This is a genomic window from Pseudoalteromonas sp. PSi26, assembly GCF_054960575.1.
This window is the reverse complement of the sequence record NZ_JBHNYT010000009.1, coordinates 111,558-129,385: the sequence shown is the minus strand read 5'-3', so window position 1 is coordinate 129,385 and position 17,828 is coordinate 111,558. Positions and strand designations below refer to the sequence as shown.

Annotated in this window: 12 protein-coding genes; 2 read left to right on the top strand and 10 right to left on the bottom strand. The window is 41.3% G+C overall.

The features are described from left to right. Positions 1 to 30: 30 nt before the first annotated feature. Complete coding sequence (gene prlC / locus ACFI34_RS11780) at positions 31 to 2,070, bottom strand: oligopeptidase A (protein WP_462673628.1); 2,040 nt, start codon at positions 2,068 to 2,070, stop codon at positions 31 to 33. Positions 2,071 to 2,402: 332 nt separating this feature from the next. Between prlC and gorA the strand changes: the two genes are divergently transcribed. Then, positions 2,403 to 3,764 (top strand): glutathione-disulfide reductase, encoded by a 1,362-nt coding sequence (gene gorA, locus ACFI34_RS11775; RefSeq protein WP_462673627.1) that lies wholly within the window; start codon positions 2,403 to 2,405, stop codon positions 3,762 to 3,764. 186 nt (positions 3,765 to 3,950) lie between these two features. Then, entirely contained in the window at positions 3,951 to 4,808 is an 858-nt protein-coding gene (locus ACFI34_RS11770) for a mechanosensitive ion channel family protein (protein ID WP_462673626.1), read from the top strand. 49 nt (positions 4,809 to 4,857) lie between these two features. Here the strand turns inward: ACFI34_RS11770 and tldD are convergent, their stop codons facing one another. The 9 genes from tldD to ACFI34_RS11725 all read right to left on the bottom strand — a co-directional run bounded on the left by tldD (position 4,858) and on the right by ACFI34_RS11725 (position 17,570). Beyond that, positions 4,858 to 6,297: a metalloprotease TldD gene (gene tldD, locus ACFI34_RS11765; protein WP_462673625.1), complete on the bottom strand. Its 1,440-nt coding sequence runs from the start codon at positions 6,295 to 6,297 to the stop codon at positions 4,858 to 4,860. Then, a complete protein-coding gene (locus ACFI34_RS11760; RefSeq protein ID WP_462673624.1) occupies positions 6,294 to 7,133 on the bottom strand; it encodes a carbon-nitrogen hydrolase family protein in 840 nt (279 codons plus the stop codon). Before ACFI34_RS11760 ends, tldD begins: the two co-directional genes overlap by 4 nt. Beyond that, complete coding sequence (locus tag ACFI34_RS11755) at positions 7,126 to 10,989, bottom strand: YhdP family protein (RefSeq protein ID WP_462673623.1); 3,864 nt, start codon at positions 10,987 to 10,989, stop codon at positions 7,126 to 7,128. Before ACFI34_RS11755 ends, ACFI34_RS11760 begins: the two co-directional genes overlap by 8 nt. Then, positions 10,989 to 12,461, bottom strand: coding sequence for a ribonuclease G (rng, locus tag ACFI34_RS11750; protein WP_010555556.1), 1,473 nt, complete (start codon positions 12,459 to 12,461; stop codon positions 10,989 to 10,991). The genes ACFI34_RS11755 and rng overlap by 1 nt, the downstream gene beginning before the upstream one ends. 1 nt (position 12,462) lies before the next feature. Beyond that, positions 12,463 to 13,032, bottom strand: coding sequence for a Maf family protein (locus ACFI34_RS11745; RefSeq protein WP_010555555.1), 570 nt, complete (start codon positions 13,030 to 13,032; stop codon positions 12,463 to 12,465). Beyond that, positions 13,032 to 13,511, bottom strand: a complete 480-nt coding sequence (mreD, locus tag ACFI34_RS11740) for a rod shape-determining protein MreD (RefSeq protein WP_010555554.1) — start codon at positions 13,509 to 13,511, stop codon at positions 13,032 to 13,034. Before mreD ends, ACFI34_RS11745 begins: the two co-directional genes overlap by 1 nt. After that, positions 13,504 to 14,346 carry a rod shape-determining protein MreC gene (mreC, locus tag ACFI34_RS11735; RefSeq protein ID WP_010555553.1) on the bottom strand — a complete coding sequence of 281 codons (843 nt, stop codon included), beginning with the start codon at positions 14,344 to 14,346 and terminating at the stop codon, positions 13,504 to 13,506. Before mreC ends, mreD begins: the two co-directional genes overlap by 8 nt. Further along, positions 14,346 to 15,389, bottom strand: coding sequence for a rod shape-determining protein (locus ACFI34_RS11730; RefSeq protein ID WP_002958401.1), 1,044 nt, complete (start codon positions 15,387 to 15,389; stop codon positions 14,346 to 14,348). Before ACFI34_RS11730 ends, mreC begins: the two co-directional genes overlap by 1 nt. A 132-nt stretch (positions 15,390 to 15,521) precedes the next feature. Then, positions 15,522 to 17,570 carry an SUMF1/EgtB/PvdO family nonheme iron enzyme gene (locus ACFI34_RS11725; RefSeq protein ID WP_462673622.1) on the bottom strand — a complete coding sequence of 683 codons (2,049 nt, stop codon included), beginning with the start codon at positions 17,568 to 17,570 and terminating at the stop codon, positions 15,522 to 15,524. Positions 17,571 to 17,828 lie beyond the last annotated feature (258 nt).

The following is a 17,828-nucleotide window of genomic DNA, read 5'->3' as shown; positions in this document are numbered from 1 at the left end:
CTTTTGTTACATTTAATAAATGACATATTTTTAAGCTGCTATGCCACTATGGCGAAGTAGCGCATCAACGCGTGGCTCACGGCCTCGAAAGTTTTTAAATAACTCCATAGGCTCTTCACTGCCGCCCTTTTCTAAAATATGCTGCATGAAGGCTTGCCCTGTTTGTGGGTTAAAAATTCCTTCCTCCTCAAACTTAGAGTAAGCATCGGCCGATAATACTTCAGCCCATTTATACGAGTAATAACCGGCACTGTAGCCACCTGCAAAAATATGGCTAAACCCGTGCTGAAAACGATTAAACTCTGGGGCGTGAACAACGGATGTACGACTGCGCACATCGTTTAATACAGCTTGGATTTGACACGGCTCGCCCGCGACATAATCGTTATGAATTTTAAAATCAAATAACGAAAACTCAATTTGACGCAGCATTTGCATGCCTGAGTTATAGTTTTTAGCGGCCAATAACTTATCAAGCAATTCTTTTGGTAATGGCTCGCCGGTTTCAAAATGGCCCGAAATAAAGCTCAGCGCTTCTTCCTCGTAACACCAGTTTTCTAAAAACTGACTTGGTAGCTCTACGGCATCCCAAGCTACGCCATTAATACCTGCTACGGGAGCAGCATCAACTTGAGTCAGCATATGGTGAATACCGTGGCCAAACTCATGGAATAAAGTCGTTACTTCATTATGGGTAAACAAAGCTGGTTTATCACCTACTGCTTTATTAAAGTTACATACTAAATAAGCTACAGGGGTTTGTAACTCGCCATTAGCGCGTACCTTACGACCCATACAATCGTCCATCCACGCGCCACCGCGTTTGCGATCGCGTGCGTAAAGATCTAAGTAAAAACGCCCTCGTAGCGTGTTATTGCTATCAACAATTTCAAAAAAGCGTACATCTTTATGGTACGTATCAAAGTCGGTTACTTCGTTTACGCTAATGCCAAATAAGCGGTTAACTGTTTCAAACAAGCCACTTAATACTTTATTTGCTGGGAAATATGGGCGTAGTACTTCATCTGATATTGCGTATTTTTCTTGTTTTAGTTTTTCGCCATAGTAGCCAAAATCCCATGCTTCTAATTCAGAAATACCATGTTTTTGCTCAGCGTACGCTTTTAGCTCTGCCACTTCTTGCTCTGCTTGTGGTTTTGATTTAGCCGCTAGGTCTTCTAAGAACGAAAACACTTGCTCTGGTGTTTCAGCCATTTTTGTTGCTAATGATTTTTCAGCGTAGCTTTTAAACCCTAATAACTGCGCAAGTTCATGGCGAAGTGCAAGTGCTTCTTTCATTATGTCTGAGTTATCAAACTCACCCGCATTTGGGCCTTGATCCGATGCGCGTGTGCTAAATGCGGTGTAGGTTTCTTTACGAAGTTCACGGTTATCAGCGTAAGTCATAATTGGCAAGTAAGATGGGAAATCAAGTGTAAATACCCAACCGTCTAGATCTTTACTTTTGGCGGTGTCAGCAGCAAGCGCAAGTGCAGACTCGGGGAGTCCGGCTAAATCGGCTTCATCAGTAATGTGCTTGTGCCACGCTAAAGTCGCATCCATTACATTGTTACCAAACTTAGAAGCAAGCTCTGATAAACGCGCGCTTATTTCACCGTAGCGTTTTTGCTGCTTCGGCGCTAATGCAATGCCCGACAATTTAAAATCGCGCAGCGCGTTGGTAATTGATTTTTGTTGTGCTGTAGTCAGCGTTTTAAATTCGTCACTGTTGTACAAGGCATTATACGCTTCGTATAAACCTTGATGCTGACCGACAAACGTAGAGTACTCAGAAATAAGCGGTAAACACTGCTCGTATGCTTCACGCAGTTCGTCGTTATTCATAACAGAATTTAAATGAGAAACAGGCGAAAATAGTCGCGATAGTTTATCGTCGGCCTCTTCAAGTGGTAACACTAAGTCATCCCACGTGTAAGACTTTTTAGCGAGTACGTCATCGATGGCTTTTCGACAATTTGCTATTCCGTCTTTAAGTGCCGGTACTACAAATTCAGGCTTAATTTTAGAAAATGGTGGTAAGCCTTCAAGGCCAATTAGTGGGTTGCTCATAAATACTCTCTTTGCGTTAATGCATTTCATTTTTAGATTGGGTCTAAAAGTTAAAAAACAACATACTTTTTATGAATCTGGCTATTCGAAAGCCATTAATAACTACTTTTAGGCTCGGTAATAATGAAATGCCTACAGGTAATGCAATCTAAAGCGAGCCCGGTTACGTACTGCAGATATTCTGTTTGGTACTGACTTAACGTATCGCTTTATATCGATAAGGCTGTAAATCTGAATGTTTTTTTACTCAACATAGGTCATCTAAACACTCTTTATTTTTAAAACTTAATGTTATGCTTATGCGCATAAAACTCAACGCCTAAGGACTTAAAATGACACAACACTTTGATTATATTGCAATTGGCGGTGGCAGCGGTGGTATTGCTTCTGCAAACAGAGCTGCAATGCGCGGTGCTAAAGTGGCACTTATTGAAGCAAAACACATGGGTGGTACCTGTGTAAACGTAGGCTGTGTGCCTAAAAAGGTTATGTGGCACGGCGCACAAGTAGCCGAAGCAATTAACTTATATGCACCCGATTACGGTTTTAACGTTGAGGTAAAAGACTTTAATTGGAGCAAACTAGTAGAAAGTCGTGAAGCCTATATTGGCCGAATTCATAAAGGGTACGACAACGGTTTAGCAAGTAATGGCGTCACCGTTATTAAAGGCTTTGCTACCTTTATTGACAGCAAAACAGTAGAAGTAAATGGTGAACACTACACCGCCGATCATATTTTAGTGGCTGTAGGTGGGCGCCCTACTATTCCAAACATTCCGGGCGCTGAGCATGGTATTGATTCAAATGGCTTTTTTGAGCTTAACGAACAACCTAAACGCGTAGCCGTAATTGGTGCTGGTTACATTGCCGTAGAAATTGCAGGTGTATTACATAGCTTGGGCACAGAAACACATTTATTCGTTCGTAAAAGTAAGCCTCTGCGTACATTTGACCCCTACATAATTGACACGCTCGTCGATATTATGGCTAAAGAAGGTCCGACTCTTCATACTGAATGCTCCCCTAAAGAAGTAATCAAAGAAAGTGACGGCAGTTTAACTATTCATTTTGAAAACGGTTACAGCCAAAATGTTGATCAGGTTATTTGGGCCATTGGCCGCACACCTACAACAGACAAGATAAACCTTGCAGCAGCCGGTGTAGAAGTAAATGAAAGCGGTTATGTGAAAGTAGATGAGTACCAAAATACGACTGCTAAAAACGTTTATGCAGTGGGTGATATTATTGAAGGCGGTATTGAGCTTACTCCTGTTGCAGTTAAAGCAGGCCGTACCCTATCTGAGCGCTTATTTAATAAAGCACTCCCTGATGATTTAAAAATGGATTACAGCCTAGTACCAACAGTCGTATTTAGTCATCCGCCTATCGGCACCATTGGTTTAACCGAGCAAGAAGCGATTTCTCAGTACGGCGCAGAAAACGTAAAAGTGTATAAATCAAGCTTTGCTGCTATGTACACAGCGGTAACTCAGCACCGTCAAGCATGCAACATGATGCTAGTTTGCGCAGGGGAAGACGAAAAAGTAATTGGCTTACATGGCCTTGGTTTTGCCGTTGATGAAATGATTCAGGGTTTTGCCGTAGCGATGAAAATGGGCGCAACTAAAGCTGACTTTGACGCTGTTGTTGCACTTCACCCAACGGGCTCTGAAGAGTTTGTGACTATGCGCTAAGCTATTTAACCTAAATTCTGGATAAAAAATCACTTAATCAGAGTTCAGGTTATTTATTAATTTAACAACGTTAAGCCCCTTACACATACGTGCTAAGGGGCTTTTTTATTAAGGTTAAATTTGCTTATTAGCTAAATAACTCAATATACTAGCGTGTGTTTATCAACATACCTACAACTGGATATTATGATTACTGATATATTGCTACACCCGTTTCTTGTTTCAATTGTTATGCTAGGCATTGCATTTGGTTTAAAAGTACTTGTTGATAAATTAGCGAGGAACCGCGCAGAAAAAAAAGACAAAGATATTCGCTACATTGCGCATAACATTAAGCATTTTATTAATTTTGTGTTGGTGTTGTCGCTGTTGTTTGTGTGGTCGACTGAAATTCAAAATTTTGCGTTATCTATCGCGGCCTTTGCAGTTGCCATTGTTTTAGCCACTCGTGAGTTTATTCAATGTGTTATTGGCTTTTTTTACTTAGTCACTACACGCCCATTTAGAGTAGGCGACTGGGTGCAAGTCGGTGAATATTACGGTGAAGTAGCAGAAACAGACTGGATAAAAACAACCATGCATGAAATAGACATGCACACTTATCAATTTTCAAGAAAAACGATTTACATACCTAATAATAAACTCATCACCAGCCCAATTAAAAATCTAAATTATGTAAAACGCTTTGCAACACATAGCTTTTCTATTGTTCGAAAAGAGAGCTTTAACCCTTACCCAATTTACGACACGCTCTCGGTGAAAGCTAAAATGTATTGTGAGGAGTTTGAAGAGCTCGCCACTCGTTATAACTCGATTATTGAGCGAAAACTAGATGCAAAAATATCGGGCCCTGCACCAGAAATACATTTTGGAACAACCGAATTGGGTGAGTTTAGAGCGCGCTTTACGCTATTTTGCCCAACAGAGCAGGCACTGGACATAGAGCATAAACTCACTGAGTGTTTTATGGCGCTATGGTATGAAGAGGAAATGAAGCATAAAATTGCGTTAAGCGAAGTAAATAACCAAGCAACTAGCTCATAGAGCGACTAGGCGCGAAGGGTTTCGCGCCTAAACTTTATCGGTTGGGCCTTTAAGCTGTTCCACCGACCGTTAGCTGATCAATTTTAAGGCTAGGCTGACCAACGCCTACCGGTACGCTTTGACCATCTTTACCACAAACACCAACGCCTTTATCAAGTGCTAAGTCGTTACCAACCATCGATATTTGCTGCATTACTTCTGGGCCATTACCAATAAGTGTTGCGCCTTTAATCGGCTGAGTAATTTTACCGTTTTCAATTAAGTACGCTTCTGATGCACTAAATACAAACTTACCCGAGGTAATATCAACCTGCCCGCCACCAAAGTTAGGTGCAAACACCCCTTTTTTAACGCTGCTGATAATATCGGCTTGGCTGTGCTCGCCACCTAACATATAGGTATTTGTCATGCGTGGCATAGGTAAATGCGCATACGACTCACGACGCGCATTACCGGTTGGGTTAACCCCCATTAAACGTGCGTTTAGCTTATCCTGCATGTAGCCTTTTAAAATACCGTTTTCGATAAGCACGTTATATGCAGCAGGTGTGCCTTCGTCATCTACGTTAAGCGACCCTCGGCGATCGGCCATTGTACCATCATCAACCACTGTACATAGTTCAGACGCTACTTTTTGCCCAACTTTACCGCTAAATGCAGATGCACCTTTGCGGTTAAAGTCACCTTCAAGTCCATGGCCTACGGCTTCATGTAAAAGTACACCTGGCCAACCATTTCCTAATACCACTTCCATAGTGCCAGCTGGCGCGTCAATGGCTTCTAGGTTGACTTTAGCTTGGCGTACAGCTTCTTGTGCAAACTCCATCCAACGTGGTTTACCATTTACTAGCTCTTTAAAATAGCCGTAATCTAAACGAGCACCGCCACCTGCGCCACCGCGCTCACGACGGCCGTTTTTTTCAAGCAATACTGAACAGTTTAAACGAATAAGCGGGCGAATATCGGTAGCAAATGTACCGTCACTGGCCGCAATTAGTACTTCTTCGTATACTGCTGACATAGAGCTAATTACTTGCTCTGCATCGGGGGCGAGTTCTCGAATGTAGTTTTCAAGCTCGCGTAATAAACTAACTTTATCGCTATCGCTCATACTTGAAATTGGCTGATGCGGTGCAAATTGCACTTTTGCTGATACATCGCTAAATACTTTAATCGTTTTATCTTCGCCTGCATCGGCAATGCTGCGAGCTGCTGTAGCCGCTTTGTTAAGCGCTTCTAAGTTGATAGCATCTGAATATGAAAAGCCCGTTTTTTCGCCGCTTACTGCACGTACGCCAACTCCGCGTTCTACATTGTAAGAGCCTTCTTTTACTAAGCCATCTTCAAGTACCCACGACTCGTGATGACTCGATTGAAAGTATAAATCGGCGTAATCTACTTTGTGCTGATGTATGTAGGCGAGCGTTTTTTCGAGCTCTTCTCTATTTAGCTGGCTGTCGTGTAATAAATGCTGTTCAACCGAATTCATAATAAATGCTCTCTAAATCGTTGATGAGACTGCACAGGCATATCTCGTCTAATTTTTTTTAACTGCTCTAAATCAGCGTTAGCGCTAATAAAACCTGTACCGCTGGGTAAATTACTTAAAGTGTTACCCCAGGGTGAAATAATAATACTGTGACCATACGTTTGTCGGCCATTTTCATGTGCGCCATATTGGGCTGCAGCAACGACATAACACTGGGTTTCTATTGCTCGCGCCGCTAATAATGCCTGCCAATGTACTTGGCCTGTAACCATTGTAAATGCACTTGGTACCAAAATAACCTCTGCGCCTTTACGCACAAGCGCAGTAAATAAGCCACTAAAACGCAGATCATAACATATTGTTAGACCTAGTTTACCAAAGGGGGATTCAACCACAACCACATCGCTACCAGCTTGGGTAAAATCGGATTCGCGGTAACTCCCCGTTTTATCATCTACGTTTACATCAAATAGGTGTATTTTATTATACGTTGCAACGCACTCACCCTGATTATTATATAAATGTGAGGCGGCATAATATTTAGTATTGTTGTAAGGCTCAGGAATTGTCCCTGCGCTTAACCAAATATTATGGTGTTTACACAACTGGCTTATTTGACGTTTGTATTGCTCAATATGTTTAGCTATTAACAGCGTGTCGTGACCACTTTTGCTAAACACCAAAAAGGCCTCAGGGAGACATACAAGCAATGGCCGTGTTGCGGGAAGTGTGTTTAATGCTTTTTTAAGTTTTGCAATATTGTCGTCAGCATTTAGACCAGAGCACATTTGCAAAGCAAATATATTGTGGTTGTTAGGCTTCGCTAAATTAGTCATTAGTTGCGGTTACTTCAGCATCTTTAAGTTTTAAATCGACTGATGCTTGGGGCTGGTTTTGCGCCGCTTGTGGTAAGGTAACTTCACGGCTTTTCCTATCTAGCTCCTGAACAACAGGCTCACTCATGGTGCCAGTCACTTTAAAGTTAATTTCAGAAATTACGCGCGCAGAGTGTATTACTTTATCTAGTGCCAATGCTGCTAGCCCTGTTACTGGGTTTACCATCCACGCCACAATAACCGGAATACTTGAGGTAACCTGCGGCGCAACAGCGAGATCGTAGTTGATATCAAGCGTATTTAAATTTGCATACCCTTTGATAGTTAAATCAGCCGGAACGCCATCCATCTTAGTGTCTTTTGTATAAGCGATACCGTTCTCTAACTGCATAGAACCTTGCATGCTGTTGTAGAAAAAACCTTTTGAAAATACGTCTCTAAAATCAAGTTTTAGTTTTCGAACCAACGAATCTAAGCTCAACAACGAAAAAACCCGTGCGCCACCATCACTAATTTCTGTTAGGTGCCCTTCTCCTAAATCCCAATCAATTTCACCACTGAGGCTCGGAACATCAAATGAGTAAGGTGGGGCTTGCCAAGCAAGATTGTAATTTATAGTGGCCTTAGAGCCTTTTATAGCCGTGGTAATATCAAACTCATCAAACAACGCACCTATATCATCACTTTTAACTTCACCGCTTAACTGTGTGGTGCCATCTTTCCATTGCCCTTTCGTGCGCAAAATATGATCGCCTTTATCAACAACCAACTCAGAAATAACCAAACGTTTGCCGTCACCAAGTAACGAGGCGCTTACTTTATCTAATTGGTAGTTGGTAATTTTACAATCTGCACATTCAAACTCTATAGCCGGTAAGTTCGTCAGCCACGTTAAATCGGTGTCAGGGTCTGCTTTTGCAGCCTCAGTGATGGGCGCTTCAATTTGCTCTGCAAAATTTACGCGTAAGTAATCAGCATTAAATCGAATGGGTTGGCTGCGCTGCGAGGTAGGAATAAATACACCTGCACGTAATTCTTTGGCATTTAATTTTAAATACACATTGCTTTGCTCAGGGGCTAGGCGCATTTCAAAGTCATTAAACACCATACTACTAATATCGAGCATGCCAATATTGGCGACTACTTCATTAAGTGGTGGCATGATGCCTTGTGATTCAGGGTCATCCTCGTTTTGGGCCGCACTAATGATTTGATCAATAAGATCAACCCAAGGTACAAGTTCGGTTTGCTCTAGGTTTATTGTAACGCTTAAGTCTTGTGAATTTAGCCCTAAATCTTGCTTACCTATAACAAAATGCGCATTACTAAATTGCGATTTTCCATTTTCTAATATTGCATTAAAATAAAACCGCTTATTTACCTGTGCAGTTATAAGGTTTGAAATGTCATCGCCTTGAACAACCGCATCAAGAACCCACGGTTGTGTCTCAGCTTTATTGTATGGTGTTGGCAATTTACTTGTTAATCCAACAAGGTCAGATTTAACCTGTGCACGGTAATTAAACCCTTGCTCGGTAAAATTAAGCACAAGTCCAATATCAACTGCACTTTGTCCTTCTAGTGACCCTTTTAAAATACCTTGCCCGCTATCAATTAAGGTATTGGCATCAAGTTGTGCATTAATATCTATGTTTGCTTTGTAGTCACTCGCTTCACTTTGGCTGTTGTAATTAATTGCAAGCGGCATCCCAAGCCATGTAGCGGTGGCATTTTTAAGTTCAATATTATCGTTTTTAAAGTTAAGCACGCCGGTTAAGTTATTTAACGCAATACCGGGTGTGGCAATAAATACGGGTAAATCATCTAGCTCGACAGTGCCGCTAACACTGGCACCACCTTCAAACTTTGAACCTACCAGTAACTTAATGCTGGCATCGGCTTCACCTTGGCCTTGTATGACCTCAAAAATATCAGCTAGCGGGCTCGCAATCGGCGTGGCTTTAAAAAAGGTGTGCAGGTTTTCCATCGGTGCTTTTTTATCTATTTGTACCACAAGCTCATCGGCATTCATTAAATCATTAATGCTAACTTTAACGCTATTACCCACATCTAAATTAACCAAAGAGCCTTGTTGGCTGTAAATGTCCATTCGTTCATTAGCAAAATGTAGCTTTACCTTTGCATCTGTTACTGCTGGCCACTGCGGGTCGAACTGGTACGTGGCATTGTCAATTTGAGCAAGTACATCAAATTGCCCTGAGCCATCTTTAAATGGAAATCCTGATAACGGCCCTGCAAATAGAACCTGCGCTTTTGATATTTCACCGCCTTTTATAGCCCCGTTTAGGTAGCTAACTAATTCTGGGCTCATCGCTTTTAACGGAAAATAATGACCGGCAATACTGGCATCCTCTGCAAATGCCTCTGCGTATAAATCAAGACGCGGTGTATCACCAAAGCTCAGTTGCATTTCTGCGGCTAGCGTTATCTCATTGTTATCAAACCAAATATTATCACTGCTAATACGCCAGTTATTATTTTGCTTTGCGAGGTCTAATTCTATATTGAGCTGGTTATAATTAATATTGTCACTAAAACTATCGCCAGTTATTAAAGTGCCGTTTTCGCCAAATAAGCTGATACGGCCTTTATCTTGGTTTAATAAACCGCTTACGCGTAAACCTTGCGCAGCTGGCACTGAATTAAGCTCTTGCCAGCCTATGTTATTGGCGTTAAACCATACTTGCCAATTCTGGTTACTCTCATAATTAACGTACGCCTGCTGTATTTGGCCACTTGGTTTGCGTTTTAAAAACGGGTCGAGAGAGTCAAAATTTGTCAGCGCTGCCAAATTAGCCAGTAGCGCTATATCTATTTGATTTAACCAAATTTGATTATTTTCACCAAGTTGAGCCTCAAACTCTAAGCTTGGCCATGTCGTATTATTGTTATTAAACGCTAAACCAGTGCTTTTTAAAAACCAATTACCTTGTTCGGGATAAAGATGAAAGCCACCTTCACTTAAACTAACTTGCTGGCTTTGAGATTCATTAAACCAAGTAACAGAACTAGGTAGCCACTGCATTTTTATATCGTCAATTAGGCCTTTTTCAATTTTTAGCCAAGCTTGTAAATTGATATCGCTAGTTAATTGTTGTTTTTCAGTATTTATATATTGCGCCAACCAATTAGACACATCTACCTTATTGGCTTGGACATACATATTGCCAGCAACTTCTTCTAAGCTTTCACCTTTGAGAGCAATGCGTGCATCAAAGGTGCCTACTGTGATGCCTGGTAAAGCTAATGTTCCGCTACCTAAATGTTGAGACTCTTCATTTTGCCAAATGATATTTTCAAGCAGGAGTTTACGCTCTTTGTTATCGTCTAACACAAAATTAATACTGGAGTTTTCTATTGCAAAATGACCGGTATTACCTAAAAACAGCCCTTCTATAAGCTCTTTTTGCTCAAACGAAACATCATCTTGGTTACCGCTTTCAAACAGGTCTGCCACGTTCACCGTGGTATGAAAGCCATTTATAACAAAGTAGTTAGACTTTAATTGCAGGGTTTTTATACTTTCCCATAAGTTAAGCTCTAGGCTGGTTTTTGCAATGGTTAGCGAAATAGGTGCAGTTTCATTATCTTTAAATGATAAGTCTTCAAGCACAAGAGCAGGGCCATTTCCCTGCCAGCTAGCTGAAATAGCGCCAATAGATAAACTAATAGCAAACTTTTCGTCTAGGTAGGTTTCTATATCGCCTTTGTAATCATTTGCGTAAGGGAGTGTGTACTTTAATATTGAAACAATAACAGCCAGTAATACCAAAATTATGGCGCAGGTTTGCCATAACTTTCTAAAACAAAAAAAACAGACCGCTTTTGCTTTCATTACATCATTACCACATCAAACTGCTCTTGGCTGTATAAGCTTTCTGTTTGTATGTGTACTTGCTTACCTATAAATAGCTCAAGTTCCGCCAAGTTGTGGTATTCATCATTAAGTAAGGCTTCACTTACTGCTGGTGCTGCATAAACCATAAATTTATCGGCTGCGTAGGCGCGGTTTACGCGAACAATTTCACGTAATATTTCGTAGCATACCGTTTCGACTGTTTTTTGTGAGCCTCGCCCTGAACATGCCGGGCATACATCACATAAAATATGCTCTAAGCTCTCTCTGGTGCGTTTTCGGGTCATTTCAACTAACCCAAGCGCCGACAAACCATTAATATTTGTTTTAGTACGATCTTTAGCAAGCGCCGATTCAAGCGAGTGTAATACACGGCTTTTATGCTCTTCGCTGACCATATCGATAAAGTCGATAATAATTATTCCACCTAAATTACGAAGCCTTAACTGGCGCGCAATGGCAGACGTTGCCTCGACATTAGTGTTAAAAATAGTCTCTTCTAAATTACGATGGCCGACAAACGCACCGGTGTTTACGTCAACCGTAGTCATCGCTTCTGTTTGATCAATAATAATGTACCCGCCTGACTTTAACGTGACTTTGCGATGCAGCGCTTTTTGCACTTCGTTTTCTACATCGAATAAGTCGAATATAGGGCGCTCACCCGGATAGTACTCGAGTACTTGTGAAAGTTGCGGTACAAATTCTTCGGTAAATATTTTTAGCTCTTGGTAGGTAAGCTTTGAATCAACACGAATACGCTCCATGTCTTCACCTACGTAATCACGCAGTGTTCTAAAGGCAAGTGTTAGGTCTTCATGCAATATGGTTGCTTTGTTAGTTTTTTTACGACGTGCGGTTATTTTTTCCCATAATTTTCTTAAAAAACCAGCATCATGTCTTAACTCTGCTTCGCTTGCACCTTCAGCCGCGGTACGTACTATAAAACTGCCATTTTCATCGCCATATTCAGCAACAATTTTTTTAAGGCGAGATCGCTCTTCTTCAGTTTCTATCCGTTGGCTTACACCAACATGCGTTGCGTCTGGCATAAATACTAAGTAGCGAGACGGAATAGTGATGTCGGTAGTGAGTCTCGCGCCTTTCGTGCCTAATGGATCTTTAACCACTTGCACCATAATAAATTGACCTTGGCGCACTAACTCTCGTATATCTTGCACTTTCTTTATTGGTACATCGTCAACACCTTCAACAATGGAGGCACTATTTACTATGTCAGATGCATGTAAGAATGCGGCTTTCTCTAAGCCAATATCAACAAAAGCGGCCTGCATTCCAGGTAAAACACGGCTTATTTTTCCTAGATAAATATTGCCAACAATACCTAGGTTACCAATTCGTTCTAACTGAATCTCTTGAAGCACACCGTTTTCGATTAGGGCAACACGACTTTCACTCGGTGTTACGTTGATCAGTAATTCTGTACTCATGCTACCCTCTTAAAAATGCGTGTAATAATTGTTCAGTCTCATATAAAGGTAAGCCGACAACACTAAAATAGCTACCCGAAATATGTGTAACAAAGCGACCACCTAGCCCCTGAATACCATATCCACCCGCTTTATCTTGTGGCTCACCACTTTGCCAGTAGGCTTTAATCTCTTCATCGCTCAGTTTTTTAAATGTCACATCAGTACTGATAACTTGGCTAAGCACTTTATCTTCAGTCGCAAAAGCAATAGCGGTTAGTACCTGGTGAGTGTTTCCGGACAAGCGTTTAAGTGTATGCGTAAAATCGGCTTCATCGCGTGGTTTACACAAGGATTCATTATCAATAACAACTACTGTGTCACTACCTAGTACTGGCCGGTCTGTGTAACCAAGCTTGACACCTGAGCAAGCTTTTAGCCTCGCTAAGCGCTCTACATAGGCATGAGGAAGTTCATTAGGAAATTGGCTCTCGTCCGCATCAACACTAAATTGCGAAAATTCGATACCAAGTTGAGCCAATAACTCTTTACGACGAGGAGAAGCTGATGCCAGATATACGGCAGTATTCATTATCTGATCCTAAAATGTCTGCGGTACTTACGAAGTAATAAAAACACCCAAAACCAACTTACCATGCCAGTAAATACCGGCCATAAATATTGTGGGTTAAAGTAAACACCAAGCAAAAAATGATTTAGCCAAAACTGCATTAAATGATAAAGCGTTAAAAACAAGCCAATTAACAAACTTTGCTGCCAAAGCGAGAAGTTACGAATTTTTTGGAAGTTACTTGCGGTAATAAATATGCATACCGAAAATGTCAGCGAGTTAACACCTAAAGGTGAGCCTGACGCTAAATCAATGAGTAAACCTACGACCCAAGCAGTACCAATATTTAACCGATGTGGCACGGCCAATGACCAATACATAAGTACTAATAAGACCCAATCCGGCCTAAATGGTTCAAACGAAAATGGCAGCGGCATTAGCGCCATAATTAAAGCAAAAAATATGCTTAGCGCAATTAACAATGAATAACGGTTAATCATCGTTTATTTGCTCCTGCTGGCTGCGCCATAGAATTACAAGTAAGCGAATTCGGTCGAGCAACGCGATTGGCTCTGCAAATACTTGTGCAAATGGACGGCCTTCGTCGCGGTTAATTTCTGTGACTATCGCCACAGGATACCCTTCAGGAAATGTACCACCTAACCCAGAAGTCACTAATACATCACCTATTCGCACATCTAAACTATGAGGCACATGCGAAAGCTTAACTATATTAATTTTACCAATGCCTTCAACGACGGTTCGTACATCATTCCTAAGTATGCGAACAGGTGTTGCATGAGTTGTATCGGTCATCAATAATACGCGCGACGTAGTGGAACCTACTTTAGTAAGCTGCCCTACCACCCCCATTTCGTCTATTACAGCTTGCCCTTCGCTTATGCCGTCTGTAGTACCACGGTTAATAACGACTTGATGGCTATATGGGTTTGAGTGAACCGATAATACTTGTGCAATAATTTTACGATTAGATTGTTTTGCCGATGAGCCAAGTAACGCACGCAACTTTTGGTTTTCTCTGGCTAAAAATTGGTACTGTTGCAGCTGCTCACTTTGTAACATTTGCTTTTTTTTCAGTGCTTCGTTTTCAGTAAGGAGTTGGTCTCGCGTGTGTAAGCTTTTAGCGCCAATGCTAAATAACTCATAAGGTAAGTTTGCAACATAAATAAGCGGGCTAACCAGTGTATTTAAACTGGTGCGCACAACGGTTCCACCTTCTGTGTACCTATCTCCAGCTATGAGTACGATACTCAAAAGCACTGCGACAAAAAGTCGCAGTTGCAAAGAGACAGTGCGCCCAAACATTAATTTCATTAGTCGTAACTAAAAACGTCACCACCGTGAACATCAATCATTTCTAATGCCTTACCGCCGCCACGTGCTACACACGTTAGTGGATCGTCAGCAACAACAACAGGAATGCCTGTTTCTTCCATTAATAAGCGATCTAAATCTTTTAATAGTGCACCACCGCCAGTCAGTACCATACCGTGCGCAGAAATATCTGATGCAAGCTCTGGTGGCGATTGCTCTAGGGCAACCATTACTGCACTAACAATCCCCATTAGAGGCTCTTGAAGCGCTTCTAAGATTTCATGTGAGTTAAGTGTAAATGAACGTGGAACACCTTCAGCTAGGTTACGGCCACGTACTTCGATCTCAATTGGCTCATCTGTTTTAAACGCAGAACCAATTTGGTGCTTAATGTTTTCGGCGGTTGCTTCACCAATTAAGCTACCAAAGTTACGACGCACATAGTTAATAATAGCTTCGTCAAACTTATCGCCACCAATACGCACTGATGATGAGTAAACCACACCATTTAGTGAAATAATAGCAACTTCAGTTGTACCACCACCAATATCAACAACCATAGAGCCTGTTGCTTCTGATACCGGTAAACCTGCACCAATTGCCGCAGCCATTGGCTCTTCAATTAGGTAAACTTCTCGGGCGCCAGCGCCCATTGCCGATTCGCGGATTGCGCGTTTTTCTACTTGCGTTGCACCACATGGTACACAAATAAGTACGCGTGGACTTGGGCGCATAAAGTTATTGTTATGCACTTGCTTGATGAAGTGTTGTAACATTTTTTCTGTTACATAAAAGTCAGCAATTACGCCGTCTTTCATTGGGCGGATTGCTTTAATATTACCCGGCGTACGACCTAGCATCTGTTTTGCTTCGGTACCTACCGAAGCAACACTTTTAGGGCCACCAGCACGCTCTTGACGGATAGCAACAACTGAAGGTTCGTTTAGAACAATACCCTCTTCTTTTACATAAATTAGGGTATTGGCTGTACCCAAGTCGATCGATAGATCGTTAGAAAAAATACCACGGAGTTTTTTAAACATGAGGCTGGATGACCTTTGAAATACGTTCTTATATTAGCTGCCTCACTTTAACATGCTTATTTTGATGAGCAATATAAAGTGCAGCGCCTTTGTGAATTTGTTAAAAAAGGAAGCTATGCTTCCTTGTAAAATTTATCTCTCGCGAACTAAGCGAAAACCAATGTAGTTTGATCTAAAATCAGGCGCTAATATTAGTCGTGTTGATACGCGTGCAAGGCTTGGTGCAAAGTTCCATGCTCCGCCTCTTACTGCCACATCCGATTCACCTGATTTTTTAACGGTCCATTCCCACACGTTACCTACCGTATCGTAAAGTCCAAACGCATTTGGAGAAAAAGACCCAACCGGTGCTGCACGCTTGTTTGACCATTCACTACCACACCAACCACAGTTAGCTAAGTTTTTACCAATTTCGTTACCCCAAGGGTACTCAGTTTCTGTGCCTGCACGAGCTGCATATTCCCACTCAACTTCGCTAGGTAAACGAAACTGCTGCCCTGTCTGGCCCGATAACCAGTCAGCATATGCTTTTGCATCGTTGTAAGTTAAGCATACAGCTGGAAAGTCACTGCCCTGTTCAAAGCCAGGATTGCGCCAGTTTAAAGCTGCTTCCCATACTGGCTCACCATTTAAATAATATGCGCAGCCTTTATTGATTTCTGCTTCTGTTTTATACGCCGTATTAGCAACAAATTTTTCATAGTCGCCTACAGTTACTTCCTTGCTTTGCATAGCAAAAGAGTTAACAATTGCTTTTTCAATAACGGGGCGCTCATTAGCTAACCCGTTACCATTGATATCACCCATTTTAAATTTGCCAGCAGGAATAACCACAACAGGTGTTTCTACATTTGCGTTTAAAACGTTAACATTTTCGCTTACTCTGCGTGTTTGTGCTTCTGGTTGCTCGCGAGTATAGGTCGGTGCAGCAATCGACTTAGGCTTTTTTACTAAGTTAGCATTAATTGTTTGCGCTTTATTTAGGTTTACACGTGCTTGGTAGGGCTTGTAACCTAATTTACGAATTTCAATTTCATGCACACCTTTTGGTAAACGCGTAATTAAACGAGTAGAACCAAAGCTCACACCGTTAATGAATACTTCATCATCGTATACGTTAGAACGAAGTGTTAACTCTACCGACTGATCTTTTTTTTGTTCAACAACCGTGAAATCAGGCTTAGATTGAACCGGCTGCTTCACAGAATAATCGCGTACAGGCTTGTTGTTTAAACGCGATACCGAAACTGTACTGTTATTATCCGCGCTATTGCTGAATGTTAACTGACTATCTGAATAGGTAGTGCCATAAGTTGGCTGGTAAGCTGTATTTAGCGGTGAACCGTATTCTGAACAATAACGGTTATCTATACTTAATAAGTTACATAAACGGCTGCTATTGACTTCGCCGCGCATTGAAACGCTTAAGTTAACGTTATAGTTACCTTGGCCACTAAACGCACTATTAACCACATGGCTACTTAAAATTTGTACTTGCGCACCCGCTAAATTGCGCTTTGGTTCAACTATGCGTTCTTCGGTTAAGTTTGCAAAAATTTGGTCTACAAAACGTTTGGTTGCTTTTTGTAAACCCATTTGCTGACCACGTTGCTCACAGGCCGCAAGTGTTTCTGTACGCTTACAATTTATTGTATGGTTAACCTCAAGCGTACCTTCACGCGTAAACTCGTTACGCAAGCGCTCTACACGAGCCGTTGTTAACTGCTCTTTCAGGCTTTCTAAGGTATTTAGTAAAGTGTGCTTAGCAACTCTAATTTGCTCAATATCTTTTCGGTGGGATGCAATTGCCGCCAACTGCATAGAGATATCATCTTTATTTTGCTTGTGATCAACTACCGCCTGTTGATAGCGAGATTGAGCGCTTGTAATGTTTATTGATGGATCATCTATTAAACGGCGATACATTTCGTTCATCGCGTCGAGCGCTTGGTTTTTTTCTTTGTCTAGCTCAGTTGAACGAGAACGAAGTAGCTCTAATTGATTTTGTAACTGACTTTCTTCTTTTAAATGTTTATCAAGTATTCTTGTCGAGTTATCGTATTCTGTCTGTTTAACACTAATCTCTGACTCAATTCCAGTTACGGTAGCTGTGTCTTGTGCAAATGCACTACTTGCTAACAAACTAGCTGTAATTAACAGAGATAAAGGAGTAATTCGCATATATTCCAGTCCCAAAAAGCGGCAATTATTTGGTCGTTATTATTTTTTTATAATTAAAGTCTTATGCTATGTACTTGCAGCGCAAAACACAAGCTTTGTTCAATTATTATCTTAGTTTACAACTATTCGCCCGTTTCACGCTAGTAAATAACCTGATCATTTACTCTAAAGCCGATAAATTGTGAAGCAATGCTTAGATTTACATTAAATTCATAGGCTTACACTTAACAGTGAAGCTATTTTATTTTAGGTTATTCA

Bases quoted from the DNA above. Each gene is read 5' to 3' on its own strand.
- ACFI34_RS11755 (WP_462673623.1), bottom strand. From the start codon at position 10,989: ATGAAAGCAAAAGCGGTCTGTTTTTTTTGTTTTAGAAAGTTATGGCAA.
- ACFI34_RS11730 (WP_002958401.1), bottom strand. From the start codon at position 15,389: ATGTTTAAAAAACTCCGTGGTATTTTTTCTAACGATCTATCGATCGAC.
- mreD (WP_010555554.1), bottom strand. From the start codon at position 13,511: ATGATTAACCGTTATTCATTGTTAATTGCGCTAAGCATATTTTTTGCT.
- rng (WP_010555556.1), bottom strand. From the start codon at position 12,461: ATGAGTACAGAATTACTGATCAACGTAACACCGAGTGAAAGTCGTGTT.
- ACFI34_RS11745 (WP_010555555.1), bottom strand. From the start codon at position 13,032: ATGAATACTGCCGTATATCTGGCATCAGCTTCTCCTCGTCGTAAAGAG.
- mreC (WP_010555553.1), bottom strand. From the start codon at position 14,346: ATGAAATTAATGTTTGGGCGCACTGTCTCTTTGCAACTGCGACTTTTT.
- gorA (WP_462673627.1), top strand. From the start codon at position 2,403: ATGACACAACACTTTGATTATATTGCAATTGGCGGTGGCAGCGGTGGT.
- prlC (WP_462673628.1), bottom strand. From the start codon at position 2,070: ATGAGCAACCCACTAATTGGCCTTGAAGGCTTACCACCATTTTCTAAA.
- ACFI34_RS11725 (WP_462673622.1), bottom strand. From the start codon at position 17,570: ATGCGAATTACTCCTTTATCTCTGTTAATTACAGCTAGTTTGTTAGCA.
- ACFI34_RS11760 (WP_462673624.1), bottom strand. From the start codon at position 7,133: ATGACTAATTTAGCGAAGCCTAACAACCACAATATATTTGCTTTGCAA.
- ACFI34_RS11770 (WP_462673626.1), top strand. From the start codon at position 3,951: ATGATTACTGATATATTGCTACACCCGTTTCTTGTTTCAATTGTTATG.
- tldD (WP_462673625.1), bottom strand. From the start codon at position 6,297: ATGAATTCGGTTGAACAGCATTTATTACACGACAGCCAGCTAAATAGA.